The following is a 20,215-nucleotide window of genomic DNA, read 5'->3' as shown; positions in this document are numbered from 1 at the left end:
GATGTTGACGACACGAGGTCCCGCCGCAGCGCGGGAAGGACAAGGATCAACTGCTGATGGGTTCGACTGTGGAGCAGACGCTGTTGGCACTGGTGCTGGTAATGGGCATGCTGCTTGCCTGGGTCGCCGGCGTCGCCCTGTTGGGGTGGAGTCCGGTGAGTCGAGCGAGGCCCTCGGCCAAGCCGTCGCCGTGGCGGTGGATCCGAGATCGCGCGGTGCCCTACCTGCGCCGCCAGGTCGTCGCTGCGTGGGCGGGGGTGCGGCGGTGGCGGCCGCCGGTGGCGGTAGCAGCGGCGGTGTCGCAGGTGGTGCGGCATCCGGCGCGGCTGGTGGTGGTGGGCTTCGGCGCGGCGGTGCTGCTGGGCACGGGACTGCTTTCCCTGCCGATCGCCACCGAGTCCGGCCAGCGTGCCCCGGTGTTGACGGCGTTGTTCACTGCCACGTCGGCGGTCTGTGTGACCGGTCTGGTCATCGAGGACACCGGCTCGTACTGGTCCGGATTCGGCGAGGTGGCGATCCTCGGCCTGATCCAGATCGGCGGGTTCGGAATCATGACGTTGGCATCGCTGCTGGGCCTGTTGGTCGCACGGCGGCTACGCATGCGGCTACAGCTGGGCACGCAAGCCGAGACCAAGACGATGGGAGTCGGTGGGGTTCGCCGGGTCGTGCTGGGAGTGCTGCGGATCAGCGTGATGGTCGAGGTCACCGTCGCCGCAATGTTGGCGTGGAGGTTCGCGGACGGCTACGGCCACCACGCGAGCAGGGCGATCTATCTGGGGGTGTTCCACTCGATCTCGGCGTTCAACAACGCCGGATTCGGGCTCTACCGCGACTCGCTGATGCAGTTCGTGAACGATCCACTGATCTGCCTGCCGATCTGCGCGGCCATCATCATCGGCGGACTCGGCTTCCCCGTCATCTTCGAGCTGCGCCGTGAACTCCGCACGCCGCGCAAGTGGTCGGTCCACACCAAGATCACCATCGGGATGACGGTGACCCTGCTCCTCGGCGGGTGGGTGGCGATCACAGCCGGCGAGTGGACGAACCCCGCCACGCTGGGGCCGCTGGGCGTCTGGGGCAAGCTGCTGGCCGGATTCGTCACGGCGGTGATGCCGCGTACGGCCGGGTTCAACAGCGTCGACCTGGCCCAGCTCCACGACGGCACCCTGTTGATCAACGACGCGTTGATGTTCATCGGCGCCGGTAGCGCCGGCACCGCCGGCGGCATCAAGGTCACCACGTTCGCCCTGCTGGGATTCGTCATCCTCGCCGAGATCCGGGGTGAGCCGAGCGTGCACGCCCTGGGTCGGCGGTTGCCGGCCGGGGTGCAACGGCAGGCGTTGACCATCGCCCTGCTCAGCGTCGCGGCCGTGGTCTCCGCCACCATGGCCCTGCTGGTGTTGACGCCGTTCACCCTCGATCAGGTGCTGTTCGAGGTAACCTCGGCGTTCGCCACCGTCGGCATGTCTACCGGCATTACCGCCCAGGTCGGCACCGCCGGGCATGTCATCCTGATCTTGCTGATGTTCATCGGCCGGCTCGGGCCGGTTACCGCGGCCACAGCGCTGGCGTTGCGGGAGCGCACCCGCCGCTACGAACTACCGGAGGAGCGACCCATCGTTGGCTAAGAAACCGAACGACAACCGCATCGCGGTGCTCGGCCTGGGTCGCTTCGGCAGTTCTCTGGCCCTGGAGTTGATGCGCCAGGACTGGGAGGTGGTCGGCGTCGACTCGGACCCGCAGATGGTACAGACCTACGCCGACCAGCTGACCCACACGGCGGTCGTGAACACGACCGATGAGGAAGCGTTACGTCAGCTCGGCGTGCACGAGATGACCCATGCGGTGGTCGCGGTCGGCACCTTCATCGAGGTCAGCGTCATGACCACCTCGCTGCTCGTCGACTTTGGCATTCCGAACATCTGGGCCAAGGCGATCAGCCGGCAGCACGCCACCATTCTGCGCCGCGTCGGCGCGCATCATGTGGTGCTGCCCGAGCACGAAATGGGCGAGCGCGTCGCGCACCTGGTCACCGGGCATGTCCTGGACTTCATGGAGTTCGAGGACGACTACGCCCTGGTCAAGACCCGCGCGCCGAAACAGGTCACCGATCGGACGCTCGCGGACGCGGCGCTCCGCGCGAAGTACGGCGTGACGGTCGTGTCGATCAAACGCCCGGGCGAGGAATTCACCTACACCACCGCCGACACCACCGTCTACGCCGGTGACATCCTCATCGTCGCGGGCAAGACCCGACACGTCGAAGCATTCGCCAACCTGGACTGAACAACATACGTCCGTCCCGCGCGGACAGCGCCGCCCGGTCACGCCCGGCGGCGCTGACCGCGTTGCAACGCCAGGCCTCATCAGGGTATTGCCAATAGCTACGACGGGGCCTGGCCGGATTGCGGTTCGCCGTGGCGGTAACCCGATCGTTCGCCCCATGCCGCCCGTTCACCCCCGAAAACTCATGCCGACCGCTGACGATTGGCGGCAACCTTGATCAGTGGGCAGCCGCGTCTGCGCAGGGTCAGCGATCATTCGTGACGACTAGTACTGCAACGGCAGTTAGGTGAGTGGATAGCCGCGTCGTCGGTAGTGGCATAGCCGTGCCTGGTATTGGCGTGTGCGGCGCCATCGTGACCACCACCAGACGTGGTGTCTGTGCTGGTGGGAGCGGACGACCAGTGCGGCGATCAGGCGCCTGATCTCGGGTACGGTGAAACCGATCATCATGTGCTCGCCGGTGCAGGTTCCCCCTTTGCGGTAAGGGTTTTCGCGACGACGAGCCAAGCGTGCGCGGCCATCGACAAGGTGATGTGGGCATACCAGGCCCGCCAGTCACGGACCTGATACTCGTCGAGACCGGCACCGTTTTTGGCTTGCTGGAAGCATTCCTCCACGGCCCAGCGGCTGCCGGCTACGCGGGCCAGGTCCATCAGCCGGGTCTGGCGAGGTCCGTAGCAGACGTAGTAGGCCAGCTCGCCCGTGCTGATGTTGCGGCGAGCGAGCAGCCAGTGCCCGCGACCCGGCCGCCAGAACACCCGGATCGGCGTCCGCGCCCAGTGGTATTCGCGGGGTCCGTGAGCGCCGGGCCCGGCCGAGATCCTCGACCAGGCCCGGCCCGGCAGCGCGGCGATCAGGTTGTCGACGCGGGCGAAGCCCATGCTGGTGGTGACCACGTCATCGTTGCGGCGGGTGGCGACCACATGCGCCTGGTCGTGCTCTTCCATCCACACCCGCAGCGACTTCGACTGCCCGTAGGCCTCGTCCATCGTCACCCACCCGGGTGCGATCCCCGCGGCGAACGCCCGGCCGAGCATGGTGCGGGCCATCTCGACCTTGGTGGCGAAGCCGACCTCGTCCGGGATCCCCGCAGCCCGACAGCGTTCACGGTCGTCGGTCCAGGCCTGCGGCAGATACAACTGCCGGTCGATCAACGCGTGACCCTTGCACGAGCGGTAAGCCAGGAACACCCCGACCTGGCAGTTCTCGACCCTGCCGGCCGTTCCCGAGTACTGACGGGCCACGCCGGCGGACTTCACGCCCTTCTTCAGAAAGCCGGTGTCGTCAATGATCAGTACACTCTGCGGGTCGCCGAGGTGCTCGACCACGTAGTCCCGCACGTCGTCACGGACTGTGTCGACGTCCCAGTCCGCCCACCGCAACAGGCGTTGCATTCCGTCCGGCGACACATCGCCGGCCTGCTCCGCCAGGGTCCAACCATTGGTCCGATCCAGGCCCGCGACCAGCCCGCACAGGTACTGCCGGGCCCGCCGCCGCGGCTCCGCACGCGTGAACCGGCCCGCGATCCGGGCATGCAACCGATCCAATTCCGCCGACCACACCGCAACATCGACATTCGTCACACCATGACCAACGACCCGATCATGAACTCGTTTCGCCTGCTGAGTGCCGTTGCAGTACTAGGGCGCGTCTCGAAGTGGTCGGAGAGCCACCCGGGCGCTACCTATGACCCATCCTCGCGGGTAAGACGCGGCCAGTGGCGGCGCTGCTCATCGGGCTTCGGTGCGTGCATCGTGCCGCGACGCCATCGATCGTCCTTTCGGGCGTGGCTTCTTGTGCATCGGGCTTACCCTTGTGGACGGAGGCCCATGAGATGCGAAGCCGGTGATGAGCGGCCCTGACACAGGGACGTTTTTCAACGACTTCGAACCGCGGAGTCTGCGGAAGGATTTCTTCATGCCGAAGATTGAGTAGCGCGGTCGCGACCTGGGTCGGGCTCGCCCTCTTGGGCGGCGTGCTCGGCAATGTCGCCTACGACCTGCTCAAGGAACTGTGCAAGCGCGTGATTGCCAAGATCCGCGCTAGGACTGCCGCGCGGCGGCAGCGTTTGCTCGGCACATCACCTCTTCGACCTTCGTCAGCGCGACAGCCTTCTCGCAGCCGTCAGGCAAGAGGTCGTCGAGCACGTCGGCGAGGCATCCGCAGGACTCGCGCGCCGCCTGGTGCTCCCCGGGCCCGCGCCTACGGGGAGACAGTGGGTCCTGCGATCGTGTGCGCTGTGATCGAACTGGTTGAGCGCGTGGACGATCAGGATCGGGTACTTGGCGTCGTCGATCGGGCCGAGACCGTCCGCAGTGGTTGGCTCCACCGCATCGCGACCAGCGTCTGTCGGGATGCGCATGGACGGTTCCTGGTGTACCGGGGTGGAAGGGACCGATCATCCGCCGTCAGGTGTGCCCACAGTGCTCCGGGTGCGAGGCCCTGACCAGTCGAAATGCCGGTCAGTGCCTCGCGTTTGTCTATGCGAGCGCGCATCGCCCCTGACAAATCGCGTTCGGGTCATCACCATGCTGAGCTTGAATGCGGCCACGCGCCTAGGCCATGATCAGCCCCTGGTAGGGGGAGAAGGTGGTTCCATGGCAGGACGACTGGACCGGATTCTGACCTATCCGGTGAAGGCGGCGCGGGGATCGGCCTTGTCGGCGGCGGCGGTCGAGCCCTGGGGGCTCGCCGGCGATCGGCGGTGGGCAATCGTCGACGACCAGCACCGCCTGCTCGGTGTGGTCGGCTGTCCCGCGATCATGACGATCACCCCACACGTCCAGGCCGACGGCGGGCTGGTGCTGGCCGCGCCGGCAAGATCGCCGGTCCGGGTGCCGCCGCTGGGACCGAACGCCTCGCGCATCGAGGCCGGTTCCGAGGGCCTGGACGTTGCCGTGGTCACCGACCCGGCCGTCGACGATTGGCTAGCCGATACTCTCGGGCGTCCCGCCAAGGTGGTGTGGCAGGACGATCCTTCTCGCAAACCCATGGTGGCCGAGGACGGTGGCCGCGACGGTGACATCGTCAGCCTGGCTCACGCCGCTCCCCTGCTGCTGACCTCTGCCGAGTCCTTGGACCAACTCGATCGGTGGATCGCGGCCGGCGCACCGCAGGAAGCCGGTTCGGGTTCGACACCCGCGCGGCTTGACGTGATGCGATTCCGGCCCAACATCGTCGTAGCCGGCTTCGAGCCGTTCGTCGAAGACCACTGGGACAGGGTCACTGTGGGCACCGTAAGCTTTCGCGTATCGGCTCCCTGCTACCGCTGCGCGGTCACTCTGGTCGATCCGGACACGCTCGCCCGTGGCAAGGAACCGATCCGTACCCTTGCCCGCTACCGCAACCGCGGCAGGAAGGTCCATTTCGGCGTCTGGCTGGTTCCGGAGAACACGGGGTTCATCCGCCTCGACGACGAGGTCGTTCCCGAGCGGCCGGCTGGATCTTCACCCCGTACGGTCAGCCTTGGCAGCCAGGGTTCTCGAATCCGCGGCCTTGTGGGCCCACAAGGCGACGCCGATGGTGGCGATCACCAGTCCGAGGGCCGCCCATAGCGGAGCGGACCAGCCCCAGCCGCGACTGAGCAGCGCACCGCCGAGTGCCGGCCCCAGCGTGTTCCCGATGTTGAACGCCGAGACGTTCACGGCCGCGGCCAAGGTCGGGGCTCCCGAAGCGAGGTGGAAGACCCGGGCGTTCAGCGCACCTCCGATCGAGAACGCCGCCGCGCCGAACGCGAACACCGCGACCGCCTCACCAACCGGCTGCCTCGCGACGAGGATGAGCAGCAGAACGACCACGGCGAGGCAGGTGAGCCCGCCCAGCAGCGTGGCCTTCGGGTCGTTGTCGGCTAACCGGCCGCCCACCATGACGCCGAGCAACGACCCGAGCCCGAATGCGAGAAGCACGGCGGGGATCAGCGATTCCGGGATGCCGGAGACCTCCAGAAGCACGGGGACCAGGTAGGTGAACGCGCAGAAGATCCCGGCCTGCGACAACGCAGTGGTGGCGAGGGCGAGCCAGACTGCAGGATTCTTGAAAGCCGCGCTTTCGGTCTTGACAAGGCTTTTGAGCGGTACGTCATTCTTCGGCGCCTCGTCCACGACCAGCACTTTGATCGCCAGCGCGCAGACGACCGTACATGCGGCCACGGCGAAGAAGGACGCCCGCCAGCCCAGCGGGCCGCCGATCCAGGTGCCGATCGGTACACCGATGACGTTGGCAAGGGTGAGCCCGCCGATGAGCATGGCAAGCGCCTCGGCTGTGCGGCCGGCCGGGGCATTCTCGACCGCAAGTACCGCACCGATCGCCCAGTACGTCGCGCAAGCGAGGGCGGCGATGATGCGCAGCGCAACGATCGCGGGATAGTTGTCGATGAACAACACCGCGGCGTGAGCCGCAGCGAAGACTGCGCAGGCCGCCAGGAGCGTCCTCTTGCGAGGAATCTTGAGCGTGACCACGGCCATCAACGGCGAACCGATCACCATTCCGATGGCGAAGAGGCTGACCAGATAGCCCGCCGCGGAGATGGAAACCTGAAGGGAGGACGCCAACTGGGGGAGTAGGCCGACGAACATGAACTCCGAGGTACCGATGCAGAAGATCCCGAGAGTCAGGGTATAAACCGCCAGCGGCATGCGGGCTGTCGCCGACCTCTGCGTCCTCATCCGAAAGCCTTCCTCTTGTGCTGTGGTCCGGATCCAGCCCAGAGCCACGGTCGATTCGTATCGCGCGGTGCAGTCGTTGCCCGGATGCGTTCCCGGGACGCGGTCACCGTCCAGACACGACGCGCCTCTCCAGATGCCGGAGCGCGTCCCGCAACTCGGACGCCGGATCCACGCCCACCTCACGCGCCTTGTAGACCTCGGCCAGAAGCCGATTGCCGATCGTCGGGGTTCCGCTCGCGCCGATCGGCGTGGCTAACAACTCAGCGAGATCGGCATCCGCTTCCGCCCGACGCAGCCGGTCGAGTATCTTGACCGCCCGCTCCAGTGTCGGCATCGCAGCCGGTATGCCGTCCAATGGGGACGACCGAGCGGGCTTCTCTGCCGCCTTCGCGCTTTCCCAACCCTGTACCGGGTCGCCGGAACGGCGTGCTTCGTCGTTCTTGAAGACACCTGGCTGCCGTCCCACGAGCTTCGTGACGATAGCAGCACAGACATCGTCGATATCGAATGGATCGTCGGCTCGCTCCGCACCGATTCTGGCCAGGAAGACGACCTGCATGAGGACGTCGCCCAGTTCTTCGACGATGTCGTCGCGGGCGTCGGTCTCCAGCGCCTCGACCGCCTCGTACGTCTCCTCGATCAGATACGGCACCAGACTGCGCTGGGTCTGCGCGCCGTCCCAAGGGCATCCTCCGGGAGAACGCAAGCGGTCCATGGCCCACACCAGGTCGAGGAATCCGGCCCCGGCCGGGTCCCAGGAACCCCGGATGCTGCGCACCGATGGTGCCTGAGCCCGCCGAGTCGACTCATCCGCGAGCGCCTTGGTCAGGTCCGGGTCACCATCCCTGGAGACCAACCAGATCACCGCCCGCTCCGATGCCAGATCCAGGAGCGTGCCGGCCAAACCTTCGGCCGGCATCGCGACGTCCTGTACCTCGACGTGCAGGCCTGCCGCGATCACGGCACTCACCACCGGCTCACCCGGACGGCGAGCCTGCACCACGTCCGCCGCGGCCAGGCTGGCCCAGGCTTCTCGCGTCAGGAGGTCTGCCGGTAGCCGTGCGGATGTGTGCAGCAGGCTGAGGCCGGGAGCACGCAATGACGCCGGATTCTCACTCACTTGTTCAGCTCTCCGTGGAAGTTGTGGTGGCTTGCTTTCGGGCCGTACGGCAGCCTTCCGGAGCTCATGCTGAGATGCACCGCTCCAGAAGGCCTGCCGGAGACGCAGCGGCACAGACGCCGTCCCGGATGCTCGACTGGATCTCGGTCAGTGGCGAGTCGGTCTCACCGCGCCGGAAGGCACCGACTCCTGCGCGATAGGCGGCGAGCACGGTGTCCGCATCGTCCAGCGGGTGGAAGCTGGTGATTCCCTTCTCGCCCCATGCTTGGGAGTCGTCGAGAACCGCCGAGGAATAGCGCTGGACGGCGGCCTCTGTCGCCTCGCCGCCATCGATTTCACGCAGCAGGGTCTTCAGTCGCTCGACATGGCAGATCGCACCGACCTGCATGCCACCGCCTTCGTTCCAGTGGCCGGTGCCGACGGTGTCTCCCATCAGGACGAGATTGGTGCCGGCATAGGCTTTCGGCATCAGGCGCTGCTGCAGCGAGAAGAACCTCGGATGCGGCAGTGAAGTTGTCGGCCCCTCGACTCCTGCGCTCATGATCCGGGAGACGGGGACGTCCAACGCTACCGACGCCTTACGGGCGAGGGTTTCCTTCGACATCGCGGCAACCGACGACGGCGTCATGCGAGCATCGAATTCCGTGGTGCCGTCCTCACCGGTCCGTACTCCGGCCGCCGGCCCGACGTCGCCGACAACCCAGGTGCGCCCCAGCCCCCGCTGCGAGATGGTGCCGACCTCGGACACGTCGGCTTCCTCACGGTGGAGCTGTTTCACCATCGAACCGTCGCCGCCGAGTCCGATCTGGCCCGCGATCTGCAGCCTTGCCGGTGATGTGGGAGCCGACTCCAGACCGAGCCGCGAAGCGGTACGGCTACTCGCGCCCTCGGCCACCACGATCAGGCTCGGCTTGCCGATCTCCGGCAGGGAGAAGCGGCCCGCCGCATCGGGCCCCATGAGGTTCAGCACCTCGCCTCGGACGGTCGTCACGTTCGGCAACCCGTCGAGGTAGCGCCGCAGCAGCATCTCGATCCGGCGCGCGCCGACGAGAAAGCATGCGGGCTCCTCCAGCATGTCGTATGCGGAGTCCGGGATGATCCACGGATCGCCGTACGCGGGCAGCGGCTTCTGTTTGGTGACGCGGATGCCGTCGACATCCACCCTGGTGGAGCCCAGCGAGATGGGTCCGCAGGTCTTCCGGAGGAATTCGTCGGCGAGATCTCGGTTAAGGAAGGACAACTGGTTGATGAAACTCTGGCGGCCGGCCCACTGGATATTCCGGGAGAACTCCTTGCGGCGCTCGATTGCGAGAACGGAATAGCCGTACGCCGCCAGAGTGGCGGCGGCGATCATACCTGTCACGGATTGGCCGGAGACGACAGCAAAGCGCGTATCACGCTTCGACGGAGCGAGCATGAAAGACCCCCCATGGCCCTTTGGAATCGTTTCACCGAGCAGCGGCAGACGCCGCGGCAACGGTCTCAGCGTTCAGGCATCGCGTACCCGTTCGGGCGCGATGGCATCGAAGAGCATCAGGATGCCGTCAGCTCTGACGTCACCGACGACGCGATCTGCCTTCCCCTTCACGTCTTCCGGAGCGTTTCCCATGGCCGCGGAATACGACGCCCAGGAGAACATCTCGAGGTCGTTGACCTGGTCGCCGCAGGCGACGGTGGCGTCGGCCGCGACGCCCAACTTCATCCGGATCTTCTCGAGGGCGGACGCCTTGGACACACCGGGCGGCGTGATGTCGACCCACGAACGCCCTTCGACGTCGTAGGCGGCACCCTTGATTCCCATCCGCTCGAGTTCCGCCATCAGTTCCCGAGCGGTCCGATCGGGATGCCGCAGCGTCACCCTGGTGGCCTGATGGCCGCGAAGCTCTTCCCAGTGGTGCATGTGCTGCTGCCCCATGAGCTCGCCGGCCGGGAAGCTAGCGTTGACCCGGAAGCCGAGCCACGCACCCTCCAGTGCCACCTTCACGCCGGGAAGCCCGACACAGACCGCGTCGAGCACCTCGGCCGGGTTGAACGTGACCGAATCGACGATGCGGAAGGACTCCGCCGACATGCCGTCGATCCAGGCCGTCAGCGATCCGTTGGAGCACACCGCATATCCGGCGATACCGATCGCCTCGAAGACCGGAATGGTGGCCACGACCGAACGGCCGGTGGCCAGGACGATGTGCACTCCGGCTCGATCAAGCGAGCGGATCCCTTCGACGACGCCGTCCGAGACGATGCCGTCCTTGTCGGCTATGGTGCCGTCGATGTCGAGGCACAGCATCCCGCAGGCCCGGCGCAGCGTTCGGCCGATCACCGGTGTCGGAAAACCGTCGACGGCGGAATTCGCATTCAAAGTCACTCCGTTGGATAGCAGTTCAGCCCCGGCGCGGCAGGGCACCGAGGAACGGGATTGCAGGATTCAGGGAATAGGAGCGGCCGTCGATGTTCCGTACGGACTCGGCCGGCTCACCCGCTTGTCAGAGTTTGTCGGAAATCAGCCCGCTTCCACGATCAGGCCGGCCGCGTGGAAGGCTTCCCGCGTCGCGGGGTCCGCGAGCGCGCCGACGTCCCACAGATATCGGACGGTGGTGGCGGCGGCGTCCGCGATCTGCGCGCGCACGACGCCCTCCGGATAGCTCTCCGCCAGCACTTGTTCCACCTGCGGCGTATCGAGGCCGATATCGGACAGGGCGTAGGCCAGTCCCAGTGGATCCGGTTCCAGGAAGACCTCCATCAGCTCCGGGAACATCGGGCCGAGGGTGCGCTGCTGCCGCACGTCCAGGCTGGGCCAGAACGCTTGCAGGACCGACCGGAAGTACGCATGATGTCGCCCTTCGTCCTCGGCGTGGTCGGCGACCAGATCCCGCACGGAGGGCGGCAGTCGCCGGTCCTTGGGCAGGTCGGCCAGCAGCGCGGAGATCAGGGTCTCGCTGACGACCGCGAACGCGAGATCGGTACAGCCGCGTACCTCGGACGCGGCGGCGGCACGGATCCGGGCGAGCCGGTCCAGGAAGTACGGCCGATGAGGTAGGCGTACTGGGATGCCCGTGTCGTGGGCGATCTGTGTCATCAGATCGTCGGAGAACTGGGCGTGCCAGGCCTCGTCTGTCGTGATCTTGAAGGCGTCGCGTTGCATGTCGCGGGGCAGCGCCAGTCCCGACCGGTTGAGACTGATGTCCAGCGTGACGGGGATGACCGCCGCGGCCTCGAGCTGGATGGTGAAGTCCAGGTACTGGTAAAGGCGGGACAGCAGAAGCTGTCGTACGGCCCCCGGACCGCGAGAGGTGACGAGCGGATGGCTGACCGCCGGCACGAGCTCGGGCGGGAAGTACAGGTGGGCAGGACCGTCGCCGGTCACCACCCGGCGAGGCTTGGTGCGTACGCTCGCCCGGCGCTCCCAACTACCGAAGCGACTGCGATACTCCTTCGTGGCCACCCTCGCCGCACCGAGGCGCGCCTGCGTCGTACTCTTGCCGGCACTCATGCTGGGTATGCCCCGGGCAGTTCGAGCAGGCCCTGGTCGGTCAGATCGGTCAGCACCGGCCGCAGGTCGTCGAGGGTGACATCCAGGTCGTCGAGCAGCATGCCGAGTGAGGTCTGGCCGTCGACGCGGGTGAGCAGATCTCGATAGGTCGGGTTGTCGCCGTCCAGAACGTACTCGATGACACCGTCGACCGCGAGGTACCAGCGGTCGGATTCGGCGGGCCGGGTCAGGAGCAGGACGCCGTCGGCCAGCCGCGGCACCAGGCCGGCCGCCAGCGTCGGCCGCAACCCCACGGACAGTTCCACCTTCGCGCGCTGCCCGGCCCAGTCCTGGACGGACAGCGACGGCCGGACGGACCCGCTGGGCGTGCTTCTGGTGGCGGGCGGCAGGTCCACGGCCATGGCGGCCAGCAGCCCGAGGTTCACCACGCGCAGCGCCATCTCGATCTGGGAGCTCGTGGGGTCCGCGACGGCCTGCCGGAGCCGATCACGCACCCCGTCGGCGTTCAGGTAGCGCTCGGCCCCCGGGGCGGACAGTGCCTCGTCGATCAGCGCGCCACCGTCCCGCTCCAGCATGCGCGTGAGCATCCGGTACGTGTGTGGCAGGCCCGGCCCGTAGAAGAACGGTGTCTTCGGTCGCGCCGCCACGTCCTCAGGCAACAGATCCCGCACTCCTCGGCGGAGAATCTGCTTGTCCCATAGCAGTTGCGGGCGCAGGTGGGGCGGGACCGCCGCCGCCAGTTCCACCAGCCGGTGGTCGAGGAAGGGTACGCGTGCCTCGATGCCGCTGCCCGCGGCGCTGCGGTCCTCGTGCCACACGTTGTACTGCTGGATCTTGCGGTACTGCCCGGCGAGGTACTCGTGGTACGGGTCGCCGGGGGCAGCCCCGGTGAGGTCGGCGACGGCTTCGTCGGTGAGCAGTCCTGCGTTGCCGTGCGCCCACCATGGCGCCAGGTCGGGCCGGTCGCGCAGCCGGCCGGTACGCGTCATGGCGGCAAGCTGCACGGTGAAGTCGTGCCAGTCGCCGCCTCCGGCCATGTCGACGGAGTACCCACCGTTGAATTCGTCGCTGGCCGCGCCGAGCAGCATGCCGCGCAAGTGCGGCCGGGCTACTTTCGCGTAGCGATGCAGTTCGTGCTTGTAGTAGATCTCCGGGCTGCACAACGGCGTCTCGGTCAGCCAGAGCAGCCGTTTCCATTCGGCGGCGGTCGGGACGTGTTCGCCGTCGAACAGGACCTGGTGGTTGGGCAGGCCGAGCTTCTCGGCGACCCGGTGGGCGTATTCGGCGTCCTGGTTCCGGTAGGTGGCGGCGGACAGCACAGTGAAGGTGTGCAGGGGTACGTCCTGCGCGGCGGCGAGGGCGGCGACCGCGGCCGAGTCGACGCCGCCGGACAGGAACAGGCCCAGCTCCGCGTCGGCGGTGGCGCATTCCCGGACCGAGTCGGCAAGAAGCGCTCGGTATCGCTCGACGAAGTCGTCGGCGGTTCGCGGGATGTCCCGAATGGTGCCAGGAAAGGACCAGTAGGGGTGCTCCGAAGTATGCCCGCCGTTGAGGTCGATACGCATGATGGTGCCGGCCGGAACCGCGTTCACGTCCTCGAACCAGGTGGTGACCGGCGCTTCGCTGAAAGTGGGTGACGCCGCCAACGCGGGAGTCGTGAGAGCCGTATCCCAATCGAATCGGCGCGGCGTCTCGCCGTCCAGGAAAAGCGCTTTCATCTCCGAGGAGAGTATGATTCGGGACGCGTTCCTGTGAAAGTAGAGCGGCTTTATCCCGAATCGGTCACGGGCCAGTAGGAGCCGACCGGCGCGGCGGTCCCAGAGGATGACGGCGAACATCCCGCGAACGTCGTCCAGGAATCGGATGCCGCGTTCCCGGTACAGGTGCAGCAGTACTTCGCAGTCCGATCCGGTGCGCATTCTCGTGCCGGTGGGCAGGCTCGCGGCCAGTTCCCGGTGGTTGTAGACCTCGCCGTTGGCGATGAGGGTCAGCGAGCCGTCGTCGAGGGTCAGCGGCTGGCTGCCGCCGTCCGGATCGGTCAGTGACAGCCGGGTGAAGGCCAGGCCCACCGGGCCCTCGCGGAGTAGCTCTCGCTCGTCGGGGCCGCGGTGCGCCAAGACCTGGGCGAGACGCTCGAGCAGACCATCGACGCCGGCGTCGAGATGGCCGCCGTCGATCCGCGCCACCGCTCCAATGCCACACATGTTGCGCCTTTCAAACACGTTCCCCGTGGTGCGCCGGTGACCGGCGCAAAAAGCCACCGCACCGGCATCCGCCGGTACGGTGGCTTTTCTTACGCGTTGCCGCGCAGTACGGTCGCCTGCGAAACGGGCTTGACCGTGGGCTTGGTGTACTTCTTCATCAGTCACCCCCATCGTTGGACCGTCGACGTCCCGAGCGGGACATCGATGATGCTATTCGAGGGGTTGCGTGATTCGCCAGGGATTCGGTGGGCGCCGAAACCTCGCCTTGGTGACGTGGCTGACATGGACAGCAACGGTGCTATGCGACATGCTGACTATTTGGCAAGCGGACGCCGATCCGCGATTCGAGGTGATCTTCCGTGCCGTCTCCCGGCGTGTATCCGACATCCGTTCCGACTGCCCTGCTCGACGTGCGGGTCCGGCGTATCGGTGGAGACTTCCTGTTGAGCCGGGCCGACCGGTCGTATTCACTCTCTGATTCCGCGGCGTTCATCTGGCAGCAGATCGACGGGCGGCGCGACGCCACCGAGATCGCCCACCGACTAGCCGCAGAATATGAGGTGGCGACCGACGCTGCGCTCGCTGACACTCTCGGGGTACTGCACGAGCTGACCGGCCTGGGCCTGCTGGGTCACGCCGAGACGCAGACGGGCACGGGCGCATGATCGCTCGCGCGCCGCGGTCTGAGTGGACGACCGCCATTCTGGACACCCCGGGGTTGGTGCCGCCCGATGCCACCGCGTCGTTCATCGGCGGTTCGGTGGCGCGCGGTTGGCAACACGCGCGGAGTGATGCCGACGTCTACGTCGTCCTGAGCCAGCCCTGGACCGGGCCGGCGAACGGGATGAACACCGTCGCCCTGTCGCCCGGCGTGGTGCCCACTCAGATCACCCACCTCGACGACCGCCGCTGGGAGTTGCGCTACTGGACGGAAGGCCAGGTGTCGCAACTGTTCGAGAAGACCGGCTGGGACGTCTTCTCGGCCGATGACCCGACGGGTCGACGGATCACCCCGTACGAGGTGGCGTTTCTGTGCCGGCTCGCCACCGCCCTGCCGATCAGTGGTGTTTCCTGGCTGCACGAGGCCGGGCAGCGCCTGAAGGCCTCGGCGTTCCGTGCGATTCTCACCGTTCGTGCCCTGAACGACGCCGATGCCGCGGTGGAGGACGCCCTGGGCATGGTGGAGTCTGGCGACCTCGGCTCCGCAGTGCTGGCCGCCCGGACGGCGTTCGGTGCTGCGGTCGATGCGCTGACCCTGCACCACGGCGAGTACGGACTCGAAGCGAAGTGGCAGGACCGACGGGTTCGGGCGACCCAGCCGGCGTTGCTACCGATTGGTGTCTACCGAGACTTCATCACGTTGCGCTCTCTGGACCCGCGATCGCCAACGGACTGGATCATGTCAGTGCTGGAGTGGTGCCGCCGGGTGGCGCTGGAGGTGGAGGTCACCGCCTGACATCGATTTCACTCACGGAGCGCCGGGACAAGGCCACCGGCGCCGGCATGGTGCGGATCTCCGGCAACGCCCGGTGCCGGTCGGCCGGTCCCAGGCCATAGCCGCCGACCGTGCCGATCTCGTGGGTGATGTCGAAGCCGACGTAGCGGGGCGCGTCCGCGCGTGCCCGCGCCGCCGGCGTTCGCAGCAGCACGCAGGTCGCGATCGAGCGGGGCTGCCGCTCAGCCAGCCGCGCGGTGAGCCAGGCGAGAGTGAGACCGGTGTCCATGATGGCCTCTACGAGCAGCACGTCGCGCCTGGCCGGGTCGCCGTCCAGATCCTTGGTCAGCCGGACCGTCCCGGAGCGGCCCCGGCCGGAGGCGCGGGCGGCCACCGCCAGCCAGTCCAGTCCGGTAGGGACGGTGAGCGCACGCACCAGGTCAGCAGTGAACAGGGCTGCCTCGCCGAGCACTCCCACCAGCAACAGGTCCCGCCCCGCGTAGTCGGCGGAAATCTGCTCGCCCAGCTCTACCACCCGGCGTCGGATGTCGTCGGCGCCGAGCACGAGGTCGTCCTCGGCCGTGGTCAGCACACCCATCAGCGGGATTCCAGAGCGCTGCCGGAAATCCTGCCGCTCCGCTCCAGGAATGCAGGTGCCGGCAGGGAAGGCCATGCGGGCGTCTGATCGGTGAATTCGTAGACCGTAAACATATGCTTTCTCGAGTGTGATTCGGGCGTGCCGTCATGCGGTGCTTCGAGCAGCATGATTCTCACTCCACGAGCTAGCGTAAACGATTGCCTTTGGCCGTCAGGTTCACCAGCCTACCTCCTCGCGGGAGGTCTCGACGACCAATACATAGTGGACGGCGCTGCGTGGTCGCGGCCGAGTTTCCCCGGCGTGGAGGCGCTGTCCACGCCGTTGCAAAAGTGCAAGTGTGGTGCGAAGCGGGGTCGGCGGGTTTCGCCGGTGACCATTTTCACAGCTCCCTGCTCGTGGTGAGCGGGAGCGGAGCCGGCATAGGGGTGCACGGGTGCGGTGACGCCAGGTAAGGAATGGTTGTTCATTTCCGAGTCGCTGCGACCGGCAAAACCGACGCCGCCTGGGGGAATGGTCAATGTGGACGTCCATCAATGGTTACCTTCCGTTAATCTTGTTGCATGTTCGGTCGGAATCGATCAAGATGTCTGCCTGGCGACGCTTGCCCGCTTCGCGGCGTAGCACCTTGAGTGCCTCGCACGCTGGTTGAGCTCCCCGTCTCCTATGGGGAGCGGGGTTGCCGACCAGGGCTGGAATCACCCGCTGCCGGCGGGCGCATCCGAGCTGAGCGGGCGCTACCCGACAAGAGGAGCACCAGATGTACCACTGCCTGCCCCGAGGCCGCGGGAACACTCGCGGATGACGTTGATCCATGTCGCCGATCCCGAGGCGACTCCTCTGCGGCTCGCGGCCAGTCCTCTGTGGGAGGTCTTCGCCAGCATCGCATCGCTCGAGGCAGCCGATCCGTCACCGTGGCCACACGGCGAATGGGAGCGGACCGCTCGTCAGGCGCTGGCCCGCCGACGCGCCGCCGGCGAGTTGCTCGGCTGGTTCAACAAGCTGTCGAGAATCCCCTCGATCCTGCTGACTCCCGCGCCGGACGGCATCGGGCGGACCGTGGAGGAGCACGTGGAGCGGCTGCAACGCCGGATCCGTCACGCTTCGCCGCAGCGCCTCGCCGAGCTGGGCATTCGCGGCGACCAGGTCGGCGAGTGGGCACGCTGGCTTTCCCAGGGCTTGCTCGACTATTGGCACGTCGCGCTCGCCCCATACTGGCCGGCGATGCAAACCGCGCTTCGCGACGATCTGGCCAACCGCGCCCTGGTCCTCGCCACGGGTGGCATCGGCGGCGTGCTCGCCGGTCTGGACGCTCGCCTACGCTGGCAGCCCCCAGTGCTCGAAGTGCGGGATTCCGCCGGCGATGAACCGGTACGGTGCCGGAAGCGCTTGGTCGCGGTGCCGATGATCTTCGGGCACCGGACGGTGCATTGGGTGGCGACCGGCAGCGGAACCGTGGTTGTGGGGTATCAGACGCAAGGCGCCACCGTGCTGGCCAAGCCGCGTCAGTACCTGGACACCGCGGCGGCGGAGATCTCCGGGGACCGCCTCGCTCTCCTCCTGGGGCGGGGACGGGCGGCCGTGCTGCGCGGCCTGACCGAACCGGCCACCACGTCGCAGCTCGCCGCGTCGCTGGCGATGTCGGCCAGCACGGTCTCCCAGCATCTGAGCGTCCTCGTCGCCGCGGACGTGGCACACCGGCGTCGCGACGGCGGCCGGGTCCTGTACGGCCTGGGCACCGCAGGTCTGGCCCTGTTGCGCTATCTGAGCAGCGAGCTCAATTGACGTCCGCCATCGAAGGAGAGACGTGATGCTGGTCGCTCTCGAAGGCATCGACGCCGCGGGCAAGACCACGATCGCACCCCTGCTCGCCGACCGGCTGCGTGAGCACGGCTACGGGACGTACCTGCATCCCAAGAAGGACTACGAATTCGGCGACGACACCGTTCGCGAGCGCCTGAGCCAGTTGCACCGGCTGATCTGGGGTGCCGGTCACCAGGAGCCCGACCACGATCCGATGGGCACCCAATATCACCTTTTCCTGCACGCGGCGTGGTTCGCATCGGCGTACCGGCACCGTCTCGGAGCCTGGCAGGCGGATCCCGGCGCGGTCGCGGTGGTGGATGGCTGGTATCACCGGTCGGTCGCCAAGGCGATGATCCGCGACGACCTGTCACGATCCTGGTGCCAGGCGCTGTTCGAGCCGGCCGGCACCCCGGACGCCGTCGTGTTCCTCGACGTCGATCCCGATCTGGCCTGGCAACGCCGCGCGGGGCGGTTCACCGCCGCCGAGCTCGGCCGCTGGGACGGGCAGCACGGCGTTGCGTACGAGGCGTTCCGCGCCTATCAATCCGCCGTCGCCGAGGTGCTTCGGGAATTCGCCCGCGACTTCGGCTGGATCGTCGTACGACCCGAGCCCACATGTAGCCCCGCCCATGTCCTCGAAATGACCCTCGAACCGCTTCTCGCCAGGATCGGCCGCCGCTCAGGTTCGGCGAGCCGGCACTGACGAGCGCACATCAAAGGAAACCCATGTCCCTGTATGACCCCGCGCCGGCCCTGGCGCTCGTGAAGCGGCACGAAGACGTGCAGTATCCCTACCTGTGCGAGTTCGGCGGCGCCAGCCTGGTGGTGGACGAGGGGGTGTTCTGCCCGCTGCTGACCAAGACCTCGCCCTTCCTGCTGCGTTGCATCGACTTCCGCCCCGGCGAACGAGTCCTGGACGTGTTCTCCGGCACGGGGGCGTTCGGCATCGTGGCCGCCCTGCAGGGCGCGCACACTGTGACCGTCGATCGATCCCCCAAGGCGGTCGACTGCGCCCGCCGCAACGCCGAGCGCAACGACGTTGCGCGACGGGTCGACGTCCGGCTCGGCGACTTCTCGACGACCCGTCCCGAGACGTACGGCGTGCGCCTAGACGAGACGTTCGACCTGGTCATCGCCAATCCGCCGCTGCTACCCGGCGCCCCCCGGGACGCGCTGTCGGGTGCCCTGTTCGATCCGGAACTCACGGCGACCGCGACATTCCTGGCTGTCCTACCCCAGCACCTGGCCCAGGATGGCCGGTGCTATCTGCTCACCTCCGACGTGCTGGAGCGGTTCGGGATGAGCGTCGAACGGACGTGCGACGAGCACGGGCTGCGCGCCGAGATCGTCGACGTGTACGACGTCGGCTACGAGCAGTACCGGGTGCATCGGATCACCAGGAGCCGGGGGTGACCGGGCTGACCCCGTTCCGCCGACGGCTGCTCGACGCGATCCCGCCGGCTATGGACCGGCTCGCGCCGCATCCCAGCACAGCCTTCGTCTGGCCGACCGAACACTGCTCGGTCGGCTGCGCGCACTGCAACTTCGCCTCCGTCCCGCGCCGCGGGCCCGCGGCGCCTGGCATGGATCCGGACGACCTGGTCCGTTGGCTGGTCGAGGCGGGCGCGAAGCGGGTGGTCCTCTGCGGCGGCGGTGAACCGCTGGACGAGCCGGACTTCTGTACCGCGGTCATCGCCTCGTGCGCGCGTACCTCGCTCGACTTCGGTCTCTACACCGGTGGGCACTCACTGTCCGCACCCCGCCCGCCCGAGGAGTACATCCGCACCTGGCAGGCTTTGCGCGGGCCCCGGCCGCAAGGGCGATTCTGGCTGAGACTGAGCCTGGACGCCTTCCACGCCGACCGGATCGGTACCCGCGTCGTCGCCGAGTGGATCACCAAGGCCGAGGCGCTCGCCCCGGACTGGCGTGTCACCCTGCGTACGCTGCGGGTGGAGCACGACACCAGTCTGGCCGAACTGGCCGGTCACCTCGGCGCGCGGATCCGCGACGCACCGAACGGCTCCGCCCGGCTGGTGCTACCCAGCGGGCGTGGCGTCGTCGTCGAGCGCATGTCGTTCATCGTGGACGGTCGGGGGACCGTCGACCTGCTTCGCCGTCGCGGCCTGGCGCTACCCGCCGAGGACGAGCAGCGGCTCGCACCCTGGCAGTCCCTTGTCGGCCGGTCGAACCGGTTGGGCCGGCCGCTGTCCCGCCGGCTCACCGTCGGCGCCCGGCACGTCGACCTCGAGATTCACGCCGACGCGAGCGTGCACGTGCTGGAGTCCCAGCCGTTCGACGCACGGTTGTCCTGGCGTGAGTACGACTGGCCCGCGATGAGAGAACGGTACTACCGGGACCCGATGATTCACGCCGTCGCCTGGGGCGGACTGGACCTGCCCGCTCAACTGCTGCGTGAGGCGATGCAGGAGGGGGTGGCCGAGCGGTCGATCGTACCGTTCTCCCTGGAGAAGCTGTGCGACGCTCAGGTCCTGGACTGGATCACCGCCCGCGCCGTGCTGCACCTGGCGGAGATCTTCGATTACCCGCCCGCCGCGGTACAGGACGCCCAGCGGTTGCTGGCGCGAGCGCAGCCCGCGGCGGCCGAGGTGGGGTGA

19 protein-coding genes are annotated in these 20,215 nt (G+C 67.6%); 9 read left to right on the top strand and 10 right to left on the bottom strand.

All coding sequences use genetic code 11. The annotated features are described in order from the left end of the window. Positions 1 to 56: 56 nt before the first annotated feature. Both EDD30_RS17385 and EDD30_RS17380 read left to right on the top strand, forming a co-directional pair. The gene (locus EDD30_RS17385) at positions 57 to 1,628 is read left to right on the top strand and encodes a TrkH family potassium uptake protein (RefSeq protein WP_244945289.1); all 1,572 of its coding nucleotides are present in this window, start codon (positions 57 to 59) and stop codon (positions 1,626 to 1,628) included. Next, complete coding sequence (locus EDD30_RS17380) at positions 1,621 to 2,286, top strand: potassium channel family protein (RefSeq protein WP_071806535.1); 666 nt, start codon at positions 1,621 to 1,623, stop codon at positions 2,284 to 2,286. Before EDD30_RS17385 ends, EDD30_RS17380 begins: the two co-directional genes overlap by 8 nt. Positions 2,287 to 2,732: 446 nt before the next feature. On the opposite strand, the gene EDD30_RS17375 is transcribed toward EDD30_RS17380, so the two are convergent. Both EDD30_RS17375 and EDD30_RS42040 read right to left on the bottom strand, forming a co-directional pair. Continuing rightward, positions 2,733 to 3,869 (bottom strand): IS701 family transposase, encoded by a 1,137-nt coding sequence (locus EDD30_RS17375; protein WP_084557716.1) that lies wholly within the window; start codon positions 3,867 to 3,869, stop codon positions 2,733 to 2,735. A 459-nt stretch (positions 3,870 to 4,328) separates the two neighbouring features. After that, positions 4,329 to 4,688, bottom strand: a complete 360-nt coding sequence (locus tag EDD30_RS42040) for an Acb2/Tad1 domain-containing protein (RefSeq protein WP_425321269.1) — start codon at positions 4,686 to 4,688, stop codon at positions 4,329 to 4,331. A gap of 126 nt (positions 4,689 to 4,814) precedes the next feature. Between EDD30_RS42040 and EDD30_RS17365 the strand changes: the two genes are divergently transcribed. Next, a complete protein-coding gene (locus tag EDD30_RS17365; protein ID WP_170047387.1) occupies positions 4,815 to 5,840 on the top strand; it encodes an MOSC domain-containing protein in 1,026 nt (341 codons plus the stop codon). Here the strand turns inward: EDD30_RS17365 and EDD30_RS17360 are convergent. From EDD30_RS17360 to asnB, 6 genes are all read right to left on the bottom strand, one after another. Further along, positions 5,733 to 6,920, bottom strand: a complete 1,188-nt coding sequence (locus tag EDD30_RS17360; RefSeq protein WP_170047385.1) for an MFS transporter — start codon at positions 6,918 to 6,920, stop codon at positions 5,733 to 5,735. The genes EDD30_RS17365 and EDD30_RS17360 overlap by 108 nt on opposite strands. A gap of 133 nt (positions 6,921 to 7,053) precedes the next feature. After that, positions 7,054 to 8,070 (bottom strand): nucleoside triphosphate pyrophosphohydrolase, encoded by a 1,017-nt coding sequence (locus tag EDD30_RS17355; RefSeq protein ID WP_143162764.1) that lies wholly within the window; start codon positions 8,068 to 8,070, stop codon positions 7,054 to 7,056. Between the two features lie 64 nt (positions 8,071 to 8,134). After that, positions 8,135 to 9,487: an FAD-dependent monooxygenase family protein gene (locus EDD30_RS17350; RefSeq protein ID WP_143162763.1), complete on the bottom strand. Its 1,353-nt coding sequence runs from the start codon at positions 9,485 to 9,487 to the stop codon at positions 8,135 to 8,137. A 72-nt stretch (positions 9,488 to 9,559) separates the two neighbouring features. Next, positions 9,560 to 10,474, bottom strand: a complete 915-nt coding sequence (locus EDD30_RS17345; protein ID WP_143162762.1) for an HAD family hydrolase — start codon at positions 10,472 to 10,474, stop codon at positions 9,560 to 9,562. Positions 10,475 to 10,570: 96 nt separating this feature from the next. Then, positions 10,571 to 11,560 (bottom strand): diiron oxygenase, encoded by a 990-nt coding sequence (locus EDD30_RS17340; RefSeq protein WP_084556553.1) that lies wholly within the window; start codon positions 11,558 to 11,560, stop codon positions 10,571 to 10,573. Further along, positions 11,557 to 13,935, bottom strand: a complete 2,379-nt coding sequence (asnB, locus tag EDD30_RS17335) for an asparagine synthase (glutamine-hydrolyzing) (protein WP_244945288.1) — start codon at positions 13,933 to 13,935, stop codon at positions 11,557 to 11,559. The genes EDD30_RS17340 and asnB overlap by 4 nt, the downstream gene beginning before the upstream one ends. A gap of 188 nt (positions 13,936 to 14,123) precedes the next feature. Between asnB and EDD30_RS17330 the strand changes: the two genes are divergently transcribed. Both EDD30_RS17330 and EDD30_RS17325 read left to right on the top strand, forming a co-directional pair. Continuing rightward, complete coding sequence (locus EDD30_RS17330; protein WP_084556552.1) at positions 14,124 to 14,429, top strand: PqqD family protein; 306 nt, start codon at positions 14,124 to 14,126, stop codon at positions 14,427 to 14,429. Beyond that, the gene (locus tag EDD30_RS17325) at positions 14,426 to 15,220 is read left to right on the top strand and encodes a hypothetical protein (protein ID WP_071806602.1); all 795 of its coding nucleotides are present in this window, start codon (positions 14,426 to 14,428) and stop codon (positions 15,218 to 15,220) included. The genes EDD30_RS17330 and EDD30_RS17325 overlap by 4 nt, the downstream gene beginning before the upstream one ends. Here the strand turns inward: EDD30_RS17325 and EDD30_RS17320 are convergent. Next, positions 15,210 to 15,797 (bottom strand): phosphoribosyltransferase, encoded by a 588-nt coding sequence (locus EDD30_RS17320; protein ID WP_071806601.1) that lies wholly within the window; start codon positions 15,795 to 15,797, stop codon positions 15,210 to 15,212. The genes EDD30_RS17325 and EDD30_RS17320 overlap by 11 nt on opposite strands. Then, positions 15,797 to 15,964: a hypothetical protein gene (locus EDD30_RS39160; protein WP_170047383.1), complete on the bottom strand. Its 168-nt coding sequence runs from the start codon at positions 15,962 to 15,964 to the stop codon at positions 15,797 to 15,799. Before EDD30_RS39160 ends, EDD30_RS17320 begins: the two co-directional genes overlap by 1 nt. A gap of 631 nt (positions 15,965 to 16,595) precedes the next feature. Here EDD30_RS39160 and EDD30_RS17315 point away from each other — a divergent pair. From EDD30_RS17315 to EDD30_RS17300, 4 genes are read left to right on the top strand one after another with little or no spacing between them, the layout of a single operon-like run. Further along, positions 16,596 to 17,579, top strand: coding sequence for an ArsR/SmtB family transcription factor (locus EDD30_RS17315; RefSeq protein WP_071806600.1), 984 nt, complete (start codon positions 16,596 to 16,598; stop codon positions 17,577 to 17,579). Positions 17,580 to 17,604: 25 nt separating this feature from the next. Beyond that, positions 17,605 to 18,303 carry a dTMP kinase gene (locus EDD30_RS17310; protein ID WP_071806599.1) on the top strand — a complete coding sequence of 233 codons (699 nt, stop codon included), beginning with the start codon at positions 17,605 to 17,607 and terminating at the stop codon, positions 18,301 to 18,303. A 23-nt stretch (positions 18,304 to 18,326) separates the two neighbouring features. Beyond that, complete coding sequence (locus EDD30_RS17305) at positions 18,327 to 19,013, top strand: methyltransferase domain-containing protein (protein ID WP_071806598.1); 687 nt, start codon at positions 18,327 to 18,329, stop codon at positions 19,011 to 19,013. Continuing rightward, the gene (locus EDD30_RS17300) at positions 19,010 to 20,215 is read left to right on the top strand and encodes a radical SAM family protein (protein WP_071806597.1); all 1,206 of its coding nucleotides are present in this window, start codon (positions 19,010 to 19,012) and stop codon (positions 20,213 to 20,215) included. Before EDD30_RS17305 ends, EDD30_RS17300 begins: the two co-directional genes overlap by 4 nt.

It is taken from the genome of Couchioplanes caeruleus (assembly GCF_003751945.1).
Classification (GTDB): domain Bacteria; phylum Actinomycetota; class Actinomycetes; order Mycobacteriales; family Micromonosporaceae; genus Actinoplanes; species Actinoplanes caeruleus.
Note: the sequence above shows the minus strand (reverse complement) of the source record. Positions and strands in the feature narration are given on the sequence as shown.

Bases quoted from the DNA above. Each gene is read 5' to 3' on its own strand.
- EDD30_RS17325 (WP_071806602.1), top strand. From the start codon at position 14,426: ATGATCGCTCGCGCGCCGCGGTCTGAGTGGACGACCGCCATTCTGGAC.
- EDD30_RS17350 (WP_143162763.1), bottom strand. From the start codon at position 9,487: ATGCTCGCTCCGTCGAAGCGTGATACGCGCTTTGCTGTCGTCTCCGGC.
- EDD30_RS17315 (WP_071806600.1), top strand. From the start codon at position 16,596: ATGACGTTGATCCATGTCGCCGATCCCGAGGCGACTCCTCTGCGGCTC.
- EDD30_RS17385 (WP_244945289.1), top strand. From the start codon at position 57: ATGGGTTCGACTGTGGAGCAGACGCTGTTGGCACTGGTGCTGGTAATG.
- asnB (WP_244945288.1), bottom strand. From the start codon at position 13,935: ATGGGGGTGACTGATGAAGAAGTACACCAAGCCCACGGTCAAGCCCGT.
- EDD30_RS17360 (WP_170047385.1), bottom strand. From the start codon at position 6,920: ATGCCGCTGGCGGTTTATACCCTGACTCTCGGGATCTTCTGCATCGGT.
- EDD30_RS17365 (WP_170047387.1), top strand. From the start codon at position 4,815: ATGCTGAGCTTGAATGCGGCCACGCGCCTAGGCCATGATCAGCCCCTG.
- EDD30_RS17305 (WP_071806598.1), top strand. From the start codon at position 18,327: ATGTCCCTGTATGACCCCGCGCCGGCCCTGGCGCTCGTGAAGCGGCAC.
- EDD30_RS42040 (WP_425321269.1), bottom strand. From the start codon at position 4,688: ATGATCGGTCCCTTCCACCCCGGTACACCAGGAACCGTCCATGCGCAT.
- EDD30_RS17320 (WP_071806601.1), bottom strand. From the start codon at position 15,797: ATGGGTGTGCTGACCACGGCCGAGGACGACCTCGTGCTCGGCGCCGAC.
- EDD30_RS17310 (WP_071806599.1), top strand. From the start codon at position 17,605: ATGCTGGTCGCTCTCGAAGGCATCGACGCCGCGGGCAAGACCACGATC.
- EDD30_RS17340 (WP_084556553.1), bottom strand. From the start codon at position 11,560: ATGAGTGCCGGCAAGAGTACGACGCAGGCGCGCCTCGGTGCGGCGAGG.
- EDD30_RS39160 (WP_170047383.1), bottom strand. From the start codon at position 15,964: ATGCTGCTCGAAGCACCGCATGACGGCACGCCCGAATCACACTCGAGA.